At 65.2% G+C, this 15,196-nt stretch carries 11 protein-coding genes; 6 read left to right on the top strand and 5 right to left on the bottom strand.

What is annotated here, in order from left to right; genetic code table 11:
- Nucleotides 1-7: 7 nt before the first annotated feature.
- On the bottom strand, nt 8-2,548 hold the full coding sequence (locus ACEWX3_RS24065) for an SEC-C metal-binding domain-containing protein (RefSeq protein ID WP_374157896.1): 2,541 nt from the start codon (nt 2,546-2,548) through the stop codon (nt 8-10).
- A 132-nt stretch (nt 2,549-2,680) separates the two neighbouring features.
- Here ACEWX3_RS24065 and ACEWX3_RS24060 point away from each other — a divergent pair, with 132 nt between their 5' ends.
- Complete coding sequence (locus ACEWX3_RS24060; RefSeq protein ID WP_374157895.1) at nt 2,681-4,336, top strand: NERD domain-containing protein; 1,656 nt, start codon at nt 2,681-2,683, stop codon at nt 4,334-4,336.
- 321 nt (nt 4,337-4,657) lie between these two features.
- Nucleotides 4,658-5,383, top strand: coding sequence for a hypothetical protein (locus ACEWX3_RS24055; RefSeq protein ID WP_374157894.1), 726 nt, complete (start codon nt 4,658-4,660; stop codon nt 5,381-5,383).
- Nucleotides 5,384-7,389: 2,006 nt separating this feature from the next.
- Here ACEWX3_RS24055 and ACEWX3_RS24050 read toward each other — a convergent pair.
- Both ACEWX3_RS24050 and ACEWX3_RS24045 read right to left on the bottom strand, forming a co-directional pair.
- A complete protein-coding gene (locus ACEWX3_RS24050; RefSeq protein WP_374157893.1) occupies nt 7,390-7,689 on the bottom strand; it encodes a hypothetical protein in 300 nt (99 codons plus the stop codon).
- A 42-nt stretch (nt 7,690-7,731) separates the two neighbouring features.
- The gene (locus tag ACEWX3_RS24045) at nt 7,732-9,204 is read right to left on the bottom strand and encodes an EspA/EspE family type VII secretion system effector (protein ID WP_374157892.1); all 1,473 of its coding nucleotides are present in this window, start codon (nt 9,202-9,204) and stop codon (nt 7,732-7,734) included.
- A 207-nt stretch (nt 9,205-9,411) separates the two neighbouring features.
- Between ACEWX3_RS24045 and ACEWX3_RS24040 the strand changes: the two genes are divergently transcribed.
- The 3 genes from ACEWX3_RS24040 to ACEWX3_RS24030 all read left to right on the top strand — a co-directional run bounded on the left by ACEWX3_RS24040 (nt 9,412) and on the right by ACEWX3_RS24030 (nt 12,607).
- Entirely contained in the window at nt 9,412-10,350 is a 939-nt protein-coding gene (locus tag ACEWX3_RS24040) for an SDR family NAD(P)-dependent oxidoreductase (RefSeq protein WP_374157891.1), read from the top strand.
- Nucleotides 10,347-11,333 (top strand): AraC family transcriptional regulator ligand-binding domain-containing protein, encoded by a 987-nt coding sequence (locus tag ACEWX3_RS24035; RefSeq protein WP_374157890.1) that lies wholly within the window; start codon nt 10,347-10,349, stop codon nt 11,331-11,333. The genes ACEWX3_RS24040 and ACEWX3_RS24035 overlap by 4 nt, the downstream gene beginning before the upstream one ends.
- A 212-nt stretch (nt 11,334-11,545) precedes the next feature.
- Nucleotides 11,546-12,607, top strand: a complete 1,062-nt coding sequence (locus tag ACEWX3_RS24030; protein WP_374157889.1) for a hypothetical protein — start codon at nt 11,546-11,548, stop codon at nt 12,605-12,607.
- A gap of 46 nt (nt 12,608-12,653) precedes the next feature.
- Here ACEWX3_RS24030 and ACEWX3_RS24025 read toward each other — a convergent pair whose 3' ends face one another.
- Together ACEWX3_RS24025 and ACEWX3_RS24020 are read right to left on the bottom strand one after the other, a co-directional pair.
- Nucleotides 12,654-13,586 carry an alpha/beta hydrolase gene (locus tag ACEWX3_RS24025; RefSeq protein ID WP_374157888.1) on the bottom strand — a complete coding sequence of 311 codons (933 nt, stop codon included), beginning with the start codon at nt 13,584-13,586 and terminating at the stop codon, nt 12,654-12,656.
- 123 nt (nt 13,587-13,709) lie between these two features.
- Entirely contained in the window at nt 13,710-14,453 is a 744-nt protein-coding gene (locus ACEWX3_RS24020) for an SDR family NAD(P)-dependent oxidoreductase (protein ID WP_374157887.1), read from the bottom strand.
- An 88-nt stretch (nt 14,454-14,541) separates the two neighbouring features.
- Between ACEWX3_RS24020 and ACEWX3_RS24015 the strand changes: the two genes are divergently transcribed.
- Nucleotides 14,542-15,153 (top strand): TetR/AcrR family transcriptional regulator, encoded by a 612-nt coding sequence (locus ACEWX3_RS24015; RefSeq protein WP_374157886.1) that lies wholly within the window; start codon nt 14,542-14,544, stop codon nt 15,151-15,153.
- Nucleotides 15,154-15,196: the final 43 nt, after the last annotated feature.

Genomic DNA, 15,196 nt, shown 5'->3' with positions numbered 1-15,196 from the left:
GAGGCTGTCATGGACCCGGCTCCGCCAGCCCCAACGCGGCGCGCAGCCGCTCCGCGTCCATCCCGACGGCGCCCTCCAGAACCGGGAAGGTGTCGAGCAGGGCGATCAGGTCGCCGCGCCGGGTCGGGTCGTCAGCCGCCTGCCGCGGGGTGTAGCCGTCCAGCGCCGGTATGGGCTCGTCGAGCCACGCCGCCTCGTACCGGCGGATGGCCTCGTCCATTGCCGCGACGACGGCCGGATCGTCACGATCGACCCCGGACGGCGCCGAGCGGGGCATGGTGCTCGCCAGTTCGGCGACGTCCGCGGTGTCGCGCAGCGGCCGGCGGACATCGTCGAGCACAGTCATCGACGGGTCGAGATCTGCGATCGCCGCGAGCACGCGGTCCATCCGCCGCTCGCTGTTGGTCTGCACGGCAAGCCTGTCCCCATCGAGGGTCAGCGTGGCGCTGATGTGGCTGTTCCCGTGGGTCATGACGTGGTCAAGCCACGCCGGGGTGTCCTCCTCGACCCGGTCGTACGCGTTGTCGAGCAGGGGTTCGATATCGGCGTTGACACGCACGGTCGCTTCGCAGAGCGTCAGCAGATCACCCTCGGTGTTGACCATCGTCGGCGGGGCGAAGCGACGGCTCAAGAATTCAACCAGGTCCACCGGGTCGGGGTCGGAGTCGAGCACGTCGATCAGCTGGTCGCGCTCGTGAAGCGCGACAGGCTCTATCCCGCCGAAGAATTCATAGGTTTCTGGTGCCGGTGCCACCCGGGTGCAGATCAGCTGCCCGGGCCGCAGCTCTCGGCTGGCGGTCCGCTCGTGGACGTCGTACACATCGCCGGTGCGGACGTCGCGCACCTGGACCCGACGCCCGGACTCCACCTCCTGCACCTCGAACAACGAGCGTGGTGACAACTGCCATTGCTCGGCGAGCAGCCGCTCGTCGTCGGGCAGCAGCACACCGCGGGTGGCCAGGAAGTCCGCGAACGCGCCGCCTTCGAACAGGACCGCGTCGACGAAGAGGGGATCTTCCGGAAGTTCGTCGTCTTCGCCCAAGTAGGCGTCCCGCGCGTCGGCGACGTCTATGAACAGCTCACGCCACGGCGTCACGAAAACATATTGGCACGCTTTGAAATACAGCCAACCCCCGCGATCGGCCAGCGGCAGCTGTTCACGGCCCAGGTGGCATTTCTTGTACTTTCGTCCCGAACCGCACCAGCAGGTGTCGTTGCGTCCGAGGTCATCTCGCGGGGCGGGGCGGTGTTGTTCGAGAAGCTGTGTCAAGGGATGATCCGGCTCGGTGCCGGCCCGGCGCAACAGAGCCAACGCCCGCTCGGCGTCACCGCGGTCCGAGGCGAACCGGGCCAGATCGAACAACGTCAGCGGCCATTCGGTGTCCATCGACTCGGCGGCCAGGTACTCCTGCTCGGCCTCCTCGATCTGGCCGGTGAGCTCCAGCGCGACGGCGCGCAACCACCGCAACGCCACCCGTGCGCTGCGCGGCACCTGCGGCTCGAGTGTCTCGGCGAACACCCCCAGCGCGGCGGGGGATCCGCCGTTGCCCACGGTCTCGTTGCGGAACAGCTCGGCGAGCAGCGGCTCGGCCAGTGCTGCACCGAACTCGGCGATCAAGTCGCCGTAACCGCTGTCATCCGCGGTGGGCGCGTCGTCCTCGACAGGTTCATCGGGAACTTCCACGAGCTGGGTCAGCATGTCCGACATCTGGTCGTAGATCGTCATGAGGGTCCGCAGCGCCAGTGCATCGTCGGGCTCGATGTCATGGCGCAGGGCCAGCCGGTCGCAGTCGCGCTCGAAGCGCCATTGATCGAAATCGAAGTCGGGCCGCGCCACCATGCCGTAGCGGCGCACCAGGCCTTGGCTTTCGACAATCTCGGTCAGCGGGGGCATCGGCTCGGTGAACAGCAACGGGTTCGCGACACAGAGTTCCAAGACCGTGGAGCCCAGGAACGACGGCTCGTCGGCGGGCAGGGACTCCGCCAGCGTCGCGCCCACGTCGGTCGCCGGCCGCGTCGTCTCGACGCGTTCCAGCGACACGCCGGCAGCGGAGAGCCGCACGCCGACCAGATCCCCGTCGGCGATTTTCAGCGCACGCAGGGTCCCAGGCTTCAAGAGAAGCACGCCCGACTCAGGGACGGACTCGGGGGAGATACCCCGCTCGAGCAGGAGATCGTCGTCCCAGCCGGGCATCGCCAGGCTCACGGCCGAACCGTCGGCGAGGCGCTGAAAACGGCTGTGGTGGCACAACCCAGTAATGGGATCCAGGTCCGGGTCGACGACGAGTGCGTCGGCGGTGACCTCTTCGGCGTCCACGCGGTGGGTGAGTATCCGGCCGAGGACCACGTATGGCTGCCACACCCAGCGCCCGTCGTTCAAATCCACTACCGGGTGGTCCGTTTCGGCGAGCCCCGCGGTCGCGACCTTCACGGCGTCTGGGACGCCCTCGGCCTGCAGTCGCGCGACGATGTCGTCTTTGCTCAGCGGGCCATCCTCGATGAGGATCCGCGCTACGTCGGTGACGTCGTCATCTGCCACGGTTGGCACGCTACGCGCGTTCGCCTTAGCGTTCAGGCTGCGCTGGCGGCGGGATTTCCGGTGATTCTGCCGCCGTAACTGCAGTGGCCGGGATGTCCATGCTTGCCGATACCATCCCAGGGACGGAGGGGAGGACGTCGGATGACCATCACCGTCGCTGAGACACCGCGGCTGGCCAACGGCGCCGAGCGCAAGGTATGGCAGGCGCTGATCGACCAGCTCGAGCCGGGTGACCTCGTGATCCCCGGCAAGCGCGTCACCGATCACCTGAAGGACCACGAGGTCGACTTCTTCGTCGCGATCGAGGGCGCGGGCATCGTCTGCGTCGAGGTCAAGGGCGGCGAGGTGTGGCACGACGGCGAGACGTGGGGGATCAAGCGCCGCGGCCACGAGCACAAGATGGACCCGGTCCGCCAGGCCCGCGAAGCCTGCTACGCGCTGCGCGACTTCGTCGAGAAGGACCCCCGGTGGAGCCAGGGTCGGCTGCGCTGGGACCACGTCGTCGTGCTGCCCAACACCGACCTGGCCGACGACTTCGCGCTACCGGACTGCCCGCGCTGGAAGGTGATCGACCGCGCCGAGCTACCCGACATCGTCGCCAAGCTGCGCCAGGTCTTGCTCGCTCAGGAGCTGGACCGGCCCCTGCTGACCCGCGACGGCATCGAGCAGCTGGCCGACGCGCTGAGCGGTCGTGGCCTGCCGCAGCGCAGCGTCGTCGCCCGGGCCCTCGAAAACGAAGACGCCGCAGACATTCTCACTGAGCACCAGTCGGTCATCCTCGATGCGATCAAGCTGCTGAACCGTGTCGAGATCCGCGGCGGCGCCGGCAGCGGCAAGACGTTCCTGGCGATGGAGCAGGCCCGCCGGCTCACCCGCGACGGCAAGCGGGTGGCGCTGGTCTGCTACTCGCACGGCCTGGCGTCCTACCTCGAACGCATCACCGCCACCTGGAACCGTCGTCAGCAACCCGCCTACGTCGGGGAGTTCCACGACCTCGGCAAGAAATGGGGTGCACCCGAAGGCCCCGACGAGTCGCTGCGCACCGACGCGACGGTGCAGTTCTGGGAGCACGATCTGCCCGCCCAGATGGCCGAGTTGGCAGCGGGTTTGGAGCCGGGACACCGCTTCGACGCGATTGTCGTCGACGAAGCGCAGGACTTCGCCGACGCGTGGTGGGATCCGCTGCTGGCCGCGCTGGCCGACGAGGAAACCGGTGCGATCTACGTGTTCACCGACGAGGGGCAGCGGGTGTTCAACCGGTACGGCTCGCCGCCGGTGCCGCTGGTGCCGTTGATCCTCGACCACAACCTGCGCAACACCCGCCAGATCGCCAACGCGTTCCAGCCGTTGGTCGATCACCCGATGCGCTTCCTCGGCGGGGAGGGTCCTGCCGTGCGGTACGTCGCCTGCTCACGCGAGGACGCGATGAACGTCGGCGACGACGAAGTCGAGCGCCTCCTCGACGACGGGTGGCGCCCGGAGGACGTCGCGCTGCTGACCACCGGCAGCCGCCATCCCGAACAGCGCGAACGCCAGGCCGCGGGCAGCTCTGCTTACTGGGACAGCTTCTGGGACGCCGAGCAGGTGTTCTACGGCCACGTCCTCGGGTTCAAGGGTCTGGAGCGGCGCGCGGTCGTGCTCGTCGTCAATGAGGAGTCGGCGTTCGACCGCTCGCGGGAGCGCCTCTATGTCGGGCTGTCGCGGGCCCGCGACCAACTCGTCGTCTGCGGCGATCCGGAGTTCATCCGGGAGGTCGGGGGGCCGGATCTGGCTCGGCGGCTGAACATCCGGGGCTGATGGCTTCCATCTCCAACGCGAGTTAGTTCCGAACCTCGAATGAAATGGCGGAAAGTGTCGGTCGCCTCTGCCACGATGGTTCGTACCCGACGAGGAGGCGGTATTGACTCTACAACTTCACCGAGATATCGCAGCTGCCGTTCGATCGGCGTTAACAGATGCTGATGGGGTGCCAAATAGCCGCGAGCGAATCGCAGTCTTCACCAGAAGGGCAGCAGACCTGTTGAAGGCTGACAACGCAGCGTTCAGTTACGACTGGTTCTTTGGTGCATGTGGCCTCGACAATTGGGGCGAGCCGATGTCGGACCGGCGCATGGTCCGGTGAATGCGTCAGCACAGCTGCTTTACGAACCGCTGGCGTCTTACGCCGACCAGATTGCTGGATCGGCATACCGACAGAATGCTGTGCCGTTTGTGGAGTCGACGTGGCGTAGTTGGCTCGCGAGCTCAGACATCGACGCATCAGTCATCGATACGGTTTTTTCCTCCCTAGGTAAGGGAGCAACTACACGATCAGAGATTCGCGATCTGGCTGCGTTGCCGGAGCAGGATGCTGATCGTCGACTCACACTCTTTATCGCAGTGCTGATATGGGGCAGAGGAAAGAACAACGGTCGAATGCGTGACCCAATCTTGAGGGTCCTCAACAACCCAAGACGGGATGAAATTCTCGCCTCTACAGCCGAACTCGCTATCGCAGGTGATGCAGCCGATGCTTTCAAAGCTTGGCGACTGCCTGGACTGCAGTCGGCCTTCTTTACCAAGTGGCTATGGGCTGCCTCGTCGGCGCATCCAGAACGGTGTTGCCTCGTCCAAGACAAACTCGTCTGGGACAGCCTCAAGGCGTTCGGTTGGAATAGTCGAGACGCGGCAGGAGGGTCCCGTAACCGCGCTGTCCGTTACGCGGCATACGTACGCGATGCGCGATTGTGTTCAGAACAGCTCAGCAGTGAAACATTTAGCGTCACTGCGGAAGACGTTGAGTACACTCTGTTTGATATCCGGGGCAACTTCCCAGAATGGATTAAGGGTAAGCAGAGCAGGTGACTGTACTCCGGCATTATTTTGTGGGCACGCATGACGAAGGCAGCGAGGTGTACGTGAAGGCCATGCCATTGGATTCGGATCGGCCCTCGCTGCAAAATTGTCACACCCAGAACGCGTCAGTGCATCCCGATAGTGTGTAGCTATGCGCTGGTACAGCCGTCCTGAGGGCGCCCCTTACGCACTGAGGGTCTCGCCCCGCTTGGAGTCGTGGAATAGGGCAGACCACCCTGACCAACTTCGTCTCAAGGCGTATCTGGATGATACCGAAGCCCTGCTCGCAAATTCGAAGATAGACGGACCCTGGGCACTGCGCCTTGATGTGGGCCTACCAGCCACACGAGACCTGCTCCATGCCGCCGATCTAGACAATTATTTGTACCCCCTAGCTCGTCGCATCGGTGACCGAAATTTGGTATCCGCTTGGTGCACGAAACACCACGCGGAGCAGTCTCTTGTACGCGTGGGACCCGCGACGGAGTCGCATGCCCCGACAGGACGATTGTGGACCGCGGAAACGACAGCGCCGAGCTCCAGCATCAAGTTCAAGGAAGAGATCAACGCGGTCGTCGCCCAGGCAGCGGAAATTCCAGCGGGACCAGTCAGACTTGAACTGTCCTTCGTCGTGGGCAAACAACGGAATTGGTTGAACCTGTGGAAGCAGACCATCGATTCGCTCGACCCTCTGCTGGGACGTACATATCCCGACCGTGCATGGCATCCACGCGACGGTAGGATCACTGAACTAGGTATGCACGTGAGTGTTGACGCCTCTTTACGTAACGGTGTGGTGGTCGGAATCTGTGCCTCACAATTCGTGTCGGATGTAAGTGCACAGGAAGCTCTTGGCGCACCAAAAAAGTTGCAGGGGAATCGACCCCGGGAATCGGTCGCGCCTCCAGTGTTGCCGTCGCCTCAGGCATCGGCTACTTGCGATTCATTCTTCGGCGCACACGAATTCCGTGACGATGACAATGGCTACCTGACGTGGATTGCCGCTCACCCCGACGGCTACGTCATCAACATCGCACGTAGTCACACGTTGAGCACAGCTCGACTTCACCACGCGAGATGCTGGACGATCAGTAGCCGGAATCCGCACATGGGGCCATGGACAGGCCAATACGTGAAAGTATGCGCCGAGCGGTTGGCCGACCTCAGGCGCTGGGCCACCGACTATGTGCAGGGGCCAATTTCGTCATGCGGGACATGTCAACCCCCGACGGCGTCTTGAAGGCGCGGGCGTTTGAAATTTCGTGCATGGCTCGGTCGCTGGATATTTTGGCTAATCGCAGCTGTCACACGCTCCTGTTAGGGATAACTGCATCCCGCACCCACAGAAGCCCGCTTGCCGCCTGACACTCTTGGAATGCTCACCCGCGGGACGAACCTGGTTGATCGGGTGTTCGACGTACCAGGTTCCTTTACGTGAACTCGGTCTTCCTACGGCGTCCGGCCCCGCTGCCGCGCGGATCTCGTCCCCCGATAGAAAGCCGGTCGTGTAGCCGTAATAGATGTGCAGATCGGGTTCTCCAACGCTGCGCTTCGCGATGACGTACGGTTTGTCATCCCTCACGACCGCCCGGAGATTGGCAATACCGATTCTCTGCAGAAACGCTCGGATGAATTCATGATTTCGCGCTGGAACTCGAGCCTTGGCTAGGGCTCCAGGCAGAGAGTCCCGGTGCTCGTCGCTTTCCATGAGTCCAACAGTAATCGGCGCAAGCGACACCGAATACCTACTTAACGAAGCGCGGCGCCCAAGAACATCAGCACAACGACCACAACGAGAAAGACCACAACGCCCAGCACCGCGATTAGGGCACCCTTGGCGAACTGAAAATGCCCTCGGATAGGGATCGCCGCAGCTACACCGGCCGTCAGGGCGGGGAACAACGGCGCGAACGGCCAGAAGACTCCCATCGTGAGGCACACCGACGCGAAGCCGACGAAGAACCCAGCGAGCAGCGCTGTGGGACGCGGTGAGTCACTCTTCTCGGCTCGTCGACTCATTGCCACGAACCGACTTCCACCAGAACGCCGGCTGCGCTGAACATCGCCACCGGCACCAATCCGGTCAGTGGCGCCAATGCCAACCCCGCCCCGTAACAGCGTCTCGTCGGTTGATCCGCGCGACGGTAGAGAATCACGCCGACGACAAGTGACGCGACGGCAATCACTGCGACGGTGATCCACGCAGCAGCGCGCCCTTCGGTCGCTATGAGCGTGTAGACCGCCGCCGCCCAAAACGCTCCACCAGCGATCGCTCCTACTATTGCGGCACGTGTCCAGTCGATCGTCGATGTCACCACATCAGCCTCCGCTATCAGGTGGGTCTTAGGTAGAGGGCGCTACCGGCCCGGCCGGAACTCGGAACCGTCGAGCGGCGTATACACCCGGACGGTGGGCGCTTCATTCGCGGGGCCGAAAGGTGTGTAGTTGCCCGGGGGAACAATAGATGCCGGTGGTGTCATCGGAATTGGATCTGGGTCTCCGACTCCTGGTACCGAAGGCGCAAGAGGCTGCGGCACTACGCTGTTGAAGCTCGGTACCACAGTTGAGTCGCCGACGTCCTTATCGAACGGCAGCCCAGCCAAAGGCCCCGCGGCGTTGTCGAAGAGCGTTGGCCACTCCTGCAACAAGGTAGTGGTCCTCCCGGCACGGTCGCCGTAGACCTCGAGCGCTGGAAACGTCGTCACATCGTCACCACCCACACGGGGGCCGCTATCCGATGGCACGATGCCGAGCGTCCCGTTGACGCTGATGCCTGAGCCCTTGGCCAAACCTTCACCCCCCGGTGAGAACGGGTCCGCGGCGTTGTACTGGATGAGCACGCCACCGTCTGACGTTTGAACCGCGCCGATCGACGGTGTGCCTGTACGGACCTGACCAGTGTCGGCATTGATCGACGGGTTCTGGCGCGCCACGACGATCCCGTTGTCGAAGTCGGTGTATATCGCGACACGAGAAGCTTCGGGACCTGCAGTCGGAGAGAAGCCGCGATCATCTCCGAGGTTGTTGTCGTACGGCGGAATTCCCACAGTGGGGGCCCACACGTCCTCGCTGGGAATGAACAAGTTGGTGCGGACGACACCCTGTCCTGGTACAGGCTCGATACGTCCAACAACGACGTTGGCCTGAACGCCCTGATTCTTCGGGTCATAACTATGTGGGTCGAGGGCGGACGCGGTCAACCAGTCACCGTCACTCGCTGGAGCCCGCCCGAAGACCTCGCGGAACGCCTCGATCTGGTTCTTGGTGCGCTCGTCTGGGTCTGGGTCTGGGTCGTCACCGTCTGTCGGCGGAGCCTCCGACAGGCCACCGAACCTCTGACCGGTTCCCAGAGCTCGGTACTCACCGGCGATCGTGGTGATGTTGGCTCCAACCGAGTTCAGTTCCGTATTGGCAAGTGTCAACGTCTCAGTCAGCTGGCTCAGACCTTTGCGCACGATTGATGCGATCATAATCTCGCCAGCCCGGCTTCTCGGAGCGTTCGCGGCAGCGGCAACCACCCACTCGCGGATGGCGTCAAGCTCCTGTCGGCCTCTCGCCACGATCTGCGCAGACTGGTCAATTTCTTGCCCTAGGCGCGTGTCGAGAGTGCCGAGTTCGCCTACGACGATTCGATGACCTGCGTTGACTTTTCCGTAGGCGGAGGCGGCGCCACCGGACCAGTACGGCGCCGGGGCTGCTCGGCCGAGTTCCTCGGTCAGACCGTGCAGACTGCCGCTTTGGTCATAGGACCTACCTGTCTGTGGACTGCCTGCCCCGAATGTCACCCGCGCCCTGGTCCAAGTCGATAGGAAGGCATCGAGCGCGCTCATCCCGTCGCCTCCGCTGCCACGACTTACATTATGGACCCCGCGCGCGGCCAAGAAATGCGGCAACCTGCGGGCACACCGTTGTGCACACGCCAGTAGCCTCGCCGTGGCGCAAACTGCGAGCCCGTTGGCGCGAATTGCGAGCCGAGCAACGCGGTCGCCGACGTATGGTCGAGTCAACAAACTCCGTCGGCACCACAGAGGAACACCATGAGCTGGTCCACCCAAGACATCCCTGACCTGCACGGCAAGACCGCCGTCGTCACCGGCGCCAACGGCGGTCTGGGCCTGGCCTCGGCCAAGGCGCTCGCCGGCCATGGCGCCCACGTCGTCATGGCGGCCCGCAACCAGACCAAGGCGGCCAGCGCACGGGACGAGATCCTGGCCGCGCACCCGGACGCGTCTCTGGAGATCGTCGAGCTCGACCTCGGCTCGCTCGCCTCGGTCAAGGCCGCCGCCGACGCCATCGCCGCCAAGCACCAGCGCATCGACATCCTGATGTGCAACGCCGGCGTGATGGCCATGCCGCAGGGCACCACCGAGGACGGCTTCGACACCCAGATGGGCACCAATGTGCTCGGCCACTGGGCCCTGCTGTCGCACCTGCTGCCCATCGTCGTCGCCACCCCGGGGGCGCGCGTCGTCACGCTGTCGAGCACCGCCCAGCACATGGGCCGGGCCATCGAGCCCGCGGATCCGCACCTGCGCAAGAACTTCGACGCGTGGCGCATGTACGGCAACACCAAACTCGCCATGCGCCACCTCGCGGTCGGGCTGCAGGAACAGTTCGAGCGAGCCGGGGTCGACGCCAAGGCGCTGTCGGCCCAGCCGGGACTGACCAACTCCGACCTGCAGACCACCACCCACGCCGAGGGCGGCGCCGGGCCGATGGGCGCCTTCTTCGAATGGCAGACCAAGACGATGGGCATGTCGACCGAACGTGGCGCGCTGAGCCAGCTGCGCGCGGCCACCGACCCCAAGGCACCCGGCGGCGGCTTCTACGGCCCGCTGTTCGTGACCAACGGCCCGCCGGTGCGTAAGCCGCTCGTCCGTCCCGGCAGCGACGCCGCGGTCAAGGCGCTGTGGCAGGTCGCCGAACGTGAGACCGGTTTGAAGGTCGATGTCGCTGCGGCACTTGCCTCGTCGTGAGCATCGCGCCGTATCGGCTGTCGATGCCGTTGGTGCGGGTGGTCCTCGCCGACCTCGGCATCCGGCCCGCCGACGTGCTGCGCGTGGCGGGACTGCCCGCTGACCTGTTCACCCGCGACGAGGCACTGCTGCCGCCCCGGCAGTACTACGCCCTGTTCGAGGCGCTGGATCAGCTGGTCGGTGACCGCGACCTCGCGGTGGCGATCGCCGACAAGCTCAGCCCCGAGGTGTTCGACCCGCCGATCTTCGCCGCGCTGTGCAGCCCCAACCTGCAGGTCGCCGCGGAACGGATCGCCGTGCACAAGCGACTACTCGGTCCCGTGAGACTTCGCGTCACCGCCGACGCCGACGGCCTGGACATCGAGATCATCTGGCCGCCAGGCGATCCGGCGCCAGTGGTGCTGTCCAGGTTCGAGGTGGCGTTCTGGGTCGCCCTGGCCCGCCTCGGCACCCGGACCCTCGTCGTCCCCCAACGCGTCGTCCTGCCGACAACACAGGTCGACGACCTCGAGACGTGGTGCCGCGCCCGGATCGAGCGCGGTGACACGATCCTCGTGCGGTTTTCGATTCTCGACGCCCACCGTCCGTTCCTCACCGCGAACGCCGGCATGTGGGACTTCTTCGAACCCGAGCTGCGGCGTCGTCTCAACGACCTGGGCGACGACGCATCGCTGGGCGCCAAGGTCCGCGCCGCGCTGATCGAACTGCTGCCGGCCGGCTCCGGAACGACTCAGGGCGTCGCCAAGCATCTCGGTATCAGCACCCGCACGCTGCAGCGCCGCCTCGGCGAGGAAGGGGCGACCTTTCAGAAGGTTCTCGCCGACCTGCGCGAGGAACTCGCCCATCACTACCTGACGCAGTCCAGCCTGTCGCTGACCGAGATCGCGTTCCTGCTCGGCTACGACAACGCCAACTCGTTCCACCGTGCGTTCAACCAGTGGACGGGACGCACGCCGCTGGGAGTCCGGGAGGCCGCGGGCTGAGATCCGCCAACTTCTCTGCTGGCCAGTGGCACCTGTGGATAGCCCGAAAACACCGGTGAGACCTATCGCTGTCCGCGGGTAACGTCGCGACCATGAACGAGGCACGCAAGCGTCGCAAAGCCAAGCAAGCGCGCCGCGATGCGCAGCGGAGGACGCGGGCGCGGCAGTCGCAGGACAACCCACAGACCGAGAGGCCGTTGGCTGGTGTGCCCGTGACGGAGGAAGCGCCGTTGGACGAAACGGCTACGGAGGAAACGCCGTTGTTGGACGAAGTGCGGCAGGCGTTGGACGGTCATCCGCTCGAAATGCTCAGCATGGCAGGCATGCTCATCGAGGCCACCACACCCGACCCCTTCGCATATCTACCGGGGCGTCCCCAGCGGGAGACGGTTGACCTGGCCCGCCTTGTGGACAGCTTCGCCGATGTCCACACCGACGAGACGACGGCGCTGCTCGCTGTGCTCGGTGAACTCCTCGATGACCCCGACATGCAAGAACGATGCCGTCACGAAGTAGCTAATCGACGACACGCCCTGCCCCCGTGGATCGCCGGCCTCGCCGACATCGACGTCTACCGGACCGTGCAGAGGGCGCACGTACTCGGTGACGATGTCGAGATCATCCTCGGTGCCAAGCTGTCGACCGGCGAGAAATTGACGTGCGTCGCGTTCATCGACCACCACACGTACTCCGTCGTCAAAGACGGTTTCGTGGTGCCGGATTCGATCGACACCGTCATTCAGCTGGCGGAAGAACGCAACACCGACCCCGACACCAGTCTGGTTGAGATGGACCCCGCCGATGCGCGGGCATGGCTCGAGCACGGGCTGTCGCAACACCCCGTGTTCACCGGCCAATCCGACACCTGGCCCGCCTGCCGGCCACTTCTGCACTGGCTGACTCGCCGCCTACCTGCCGGCGGGACGCCGTACCAGTCACCGGCGTGGGATCCCGGCGACCTCAGCGAACTGTGTGACGAGTTCTTCGCCTCCGAGGACGGTGCCCGATTCACCCGTCGTCGGCACGGAGTGCTGCTCGAAGGACTGCTCAGCGAGGGCGACCCGCTGCGGTGGAGTGTGACCAAGATCGAGCGCCTGTTCCGCCATGGCCTCGACGACAGCGACGAGCCGCTCGCGGTGATACTCGAAACGCCTCAGCTGCTCAAGTCCTTCATCCCGTTCGCACACGCCCGCAGTGGAATACGTGACGAACTCACCGCCGAGGCGCTCGCCGCGATCGACGCACGAGCAACGTCCGGCACTGACTCAGCATGATCCGCCAGGCCGGTGCATCGAAAGCTACGAGCCGGCTCACCAAGCGTCACCGCTCGGGAAGGTGCTCCTGGTAGAAGTCGGCCAGCCGATCGACGGCCTGGTCGACGTATTCGGGTACGTCGTACATCTCGTAGTGGCCGGCACCCTCGACGATCATCAGATCGACCGGGTTCGGTGCGAGCTGCCAGAGCTTCATGCCCGCCTCATACGACCCGGTCACCCCTCGCCGGCCGGCCAGGATGACCTGAAGGGGCTGGGTCAGCAGCGGATCGACGAGATGAAAGGCGTCGTAGCCCAACAGAAGTGCGTCGCTGCGCGCCAACCTGCGGTTGGTGGAACGCGGGTGCCCGCCGCGCGGAGTGCGGTAGTAGCCGATGGCCTGGGTGTTGTCGATGTCGGTGATGCCGGCGGCGGTGGCATCGTCGGGGGTGTCGGGCAGCCAGTTGAGTCGATCGAGTTCATCGGTCCGGACCTCGCGGGTCCGGTCGGCAGCAAGACGGTCCAGGGCCGCGGCAGGGCCATCGGGCGCGAACGCCTCGGAACGCCAGGAGTCTCCCATGTTCCCGGCGACCACGGTGCCGACCGCCCGGATTCGATGATCGGTGCGGGCAGTATGCACCGCATAACCGCCACCGGCGCAGATGCCGAGCACGCCGATGCGTTCGGCATCCACGTCGGGGACCACCTGCAGCGCGTCGATGGCGTAGGAGATGTCCTCACCTCGACGGTACGGGTCCTCCAGATCCCTTGGCTCGCCACCGCTTTCTCCCTGGTAGGCGGGATCGAAGACGAGCGCGGCGATTCCGCGTGCGGCAAGCCGGGATGCGTAGTTCGCTCCGATCTGCTCCTTGACGCTGCTGCCGGGAGTCGACAGCACGACAGCCGGGAGCGGGGGAGCGCCGGCGACGTCGTCGGGGAGGTGAAGCACGGCCGCGAGGTCGAACGATCCGCGGGGGATCCTCATGGGCTTGGTTGTCACTGCTGGTTACCTTTCGGGTCGATCCGCGTCGTACAACCGCGGGTCAGGTGAATCCATTCACCGCGACGACGAACACGTGGTGCGACGCCTCGGCTGACAGGGCTGAACATCGTGGGATCAGAATCAGAACTGGCTGACTCCGCCGTCGACGTAGATCTCTGATCCGTTCATGTAGGAACTGGCGTCGGAGGCGAGGAAGGCGACCACGCCGGCGATCTCCTCGGGACGCGCGCGGCGTCCCAGAGGGACGGTGGCGGTCAGCTCCTCCAGGGCGCCGTCGGATCCGGCGAAGAGATCGGCCAGGCCCGGCGTCTCGGTGAGCCCTGGCGCGACGACGTTGACGCGGATCCTGCGGTCGACGAGTTCGGCGGCCCAGGAGCGGGCCAGCGACCGGATCGCGGCCTTCGACGCGGCGTACAGGCTCGCTCCAGGGGCGGCCTTCACGTCGCCGTTGGAACCGCACAGGATGATCGAAGCGCCCTCGCCGAGCAGGGGAAGGGCGGCTTGCACCGCGAACACGATGCCGCCGACGTTGGTGTCGAAGATCCTGCGGTGATGTGCCCACGTGAGATCGCCCAATGTCGCGAACTCGTTGATGCCCGCATTGGCGAAGACGATGTCGAGGCGGCGTCCACTGGCTTCGACGGTGGAACCGACGCGGTCGAGATCTGCCTGCTCGGTCACGTCAGCGCGAACAAAGCTGGCCTGATCTGCACCGATATCGGCCACGGCCTTTTCGAGCGCGTCCTGGCGGCGTCCGACGAGGAAGACATAGGCGCCTTGCTGGGCAAGAGCCCGTGCTGCGGCGAGGCCGATCCCCGACGTTGCTCCCGTGACGAGTGCGGTCTTGCCTGTCAGGTCTGTCATGAAGTCTCCAGTTCTGTACCGATCGGTTGGCGGCCTCGACCCTACCAGTTTTGTACCGTTCGGTAGAGTCGCCGCTAGACTTGTGGGCATGGTGGAAGCGCAGCGGAATGCAGGAGGCCGGCCGCGCGAGTTCGACGAGGGCCTGGCGCTCGACGGCGCCATCGAGGCGTTCTGGCGTCTCGGGTACGAGGGTGCGTCGATGGCCGAGCTCACGCAGGCCATGGGCATCAACAAGCCGAGCCTGTACGCCGTGTACGGCAGCAAGGAGAAGCTCTTCGAACGTGCCCTCCAACGTTACGGCGAGTGCTACCACCAACACCTGAAAGCGTTGCTGTCGCAGCCGAGTGCCTACGGCGTCATCGAGTCCTATCTGCGGGACACCGCGGTGGCCGTGCGTGCCGGGATCGCCCCGGGGTGTCTGTCCATCCAGGGCGGACTCTCCTGCGCGCCGAACAACACCCGCATACCGCAGCTGCTTGCCGACTACCGCGGCGGAATCGAGGACGCCGTCGCCACCGCCCTGGCCGCGACCGAGGATGCCTCCCGTATCGACACCGATGCCCTGGCGGGATACGCGGTCACGATCGGAAAAGGGCTGGCCGTGGACGCGGCCGCCGGAGCGTCGCAGGCCAAACTGGACGCGGTCGTCGACGTCGCGTTGGCCGGTCTCGCGAACGTGCTCGCGCGGGAATCGGGATAGGGCGCTCACTGACCGGAGCGGCCTGAGTGAATCACCGGCGCGG

The sequence above is a fragment of the Mycobacterium sp. G7A2 genome (assembly GCF_041902445.1).
GTDB lineage: Bacteria > Actinomycetota > Actinomycetes > Mycobacteriales > Mycobacteriaceae > Mycobacterium.
This window is presented reverse-complemented; position numbering and strand designations above follow the sequence as displayed.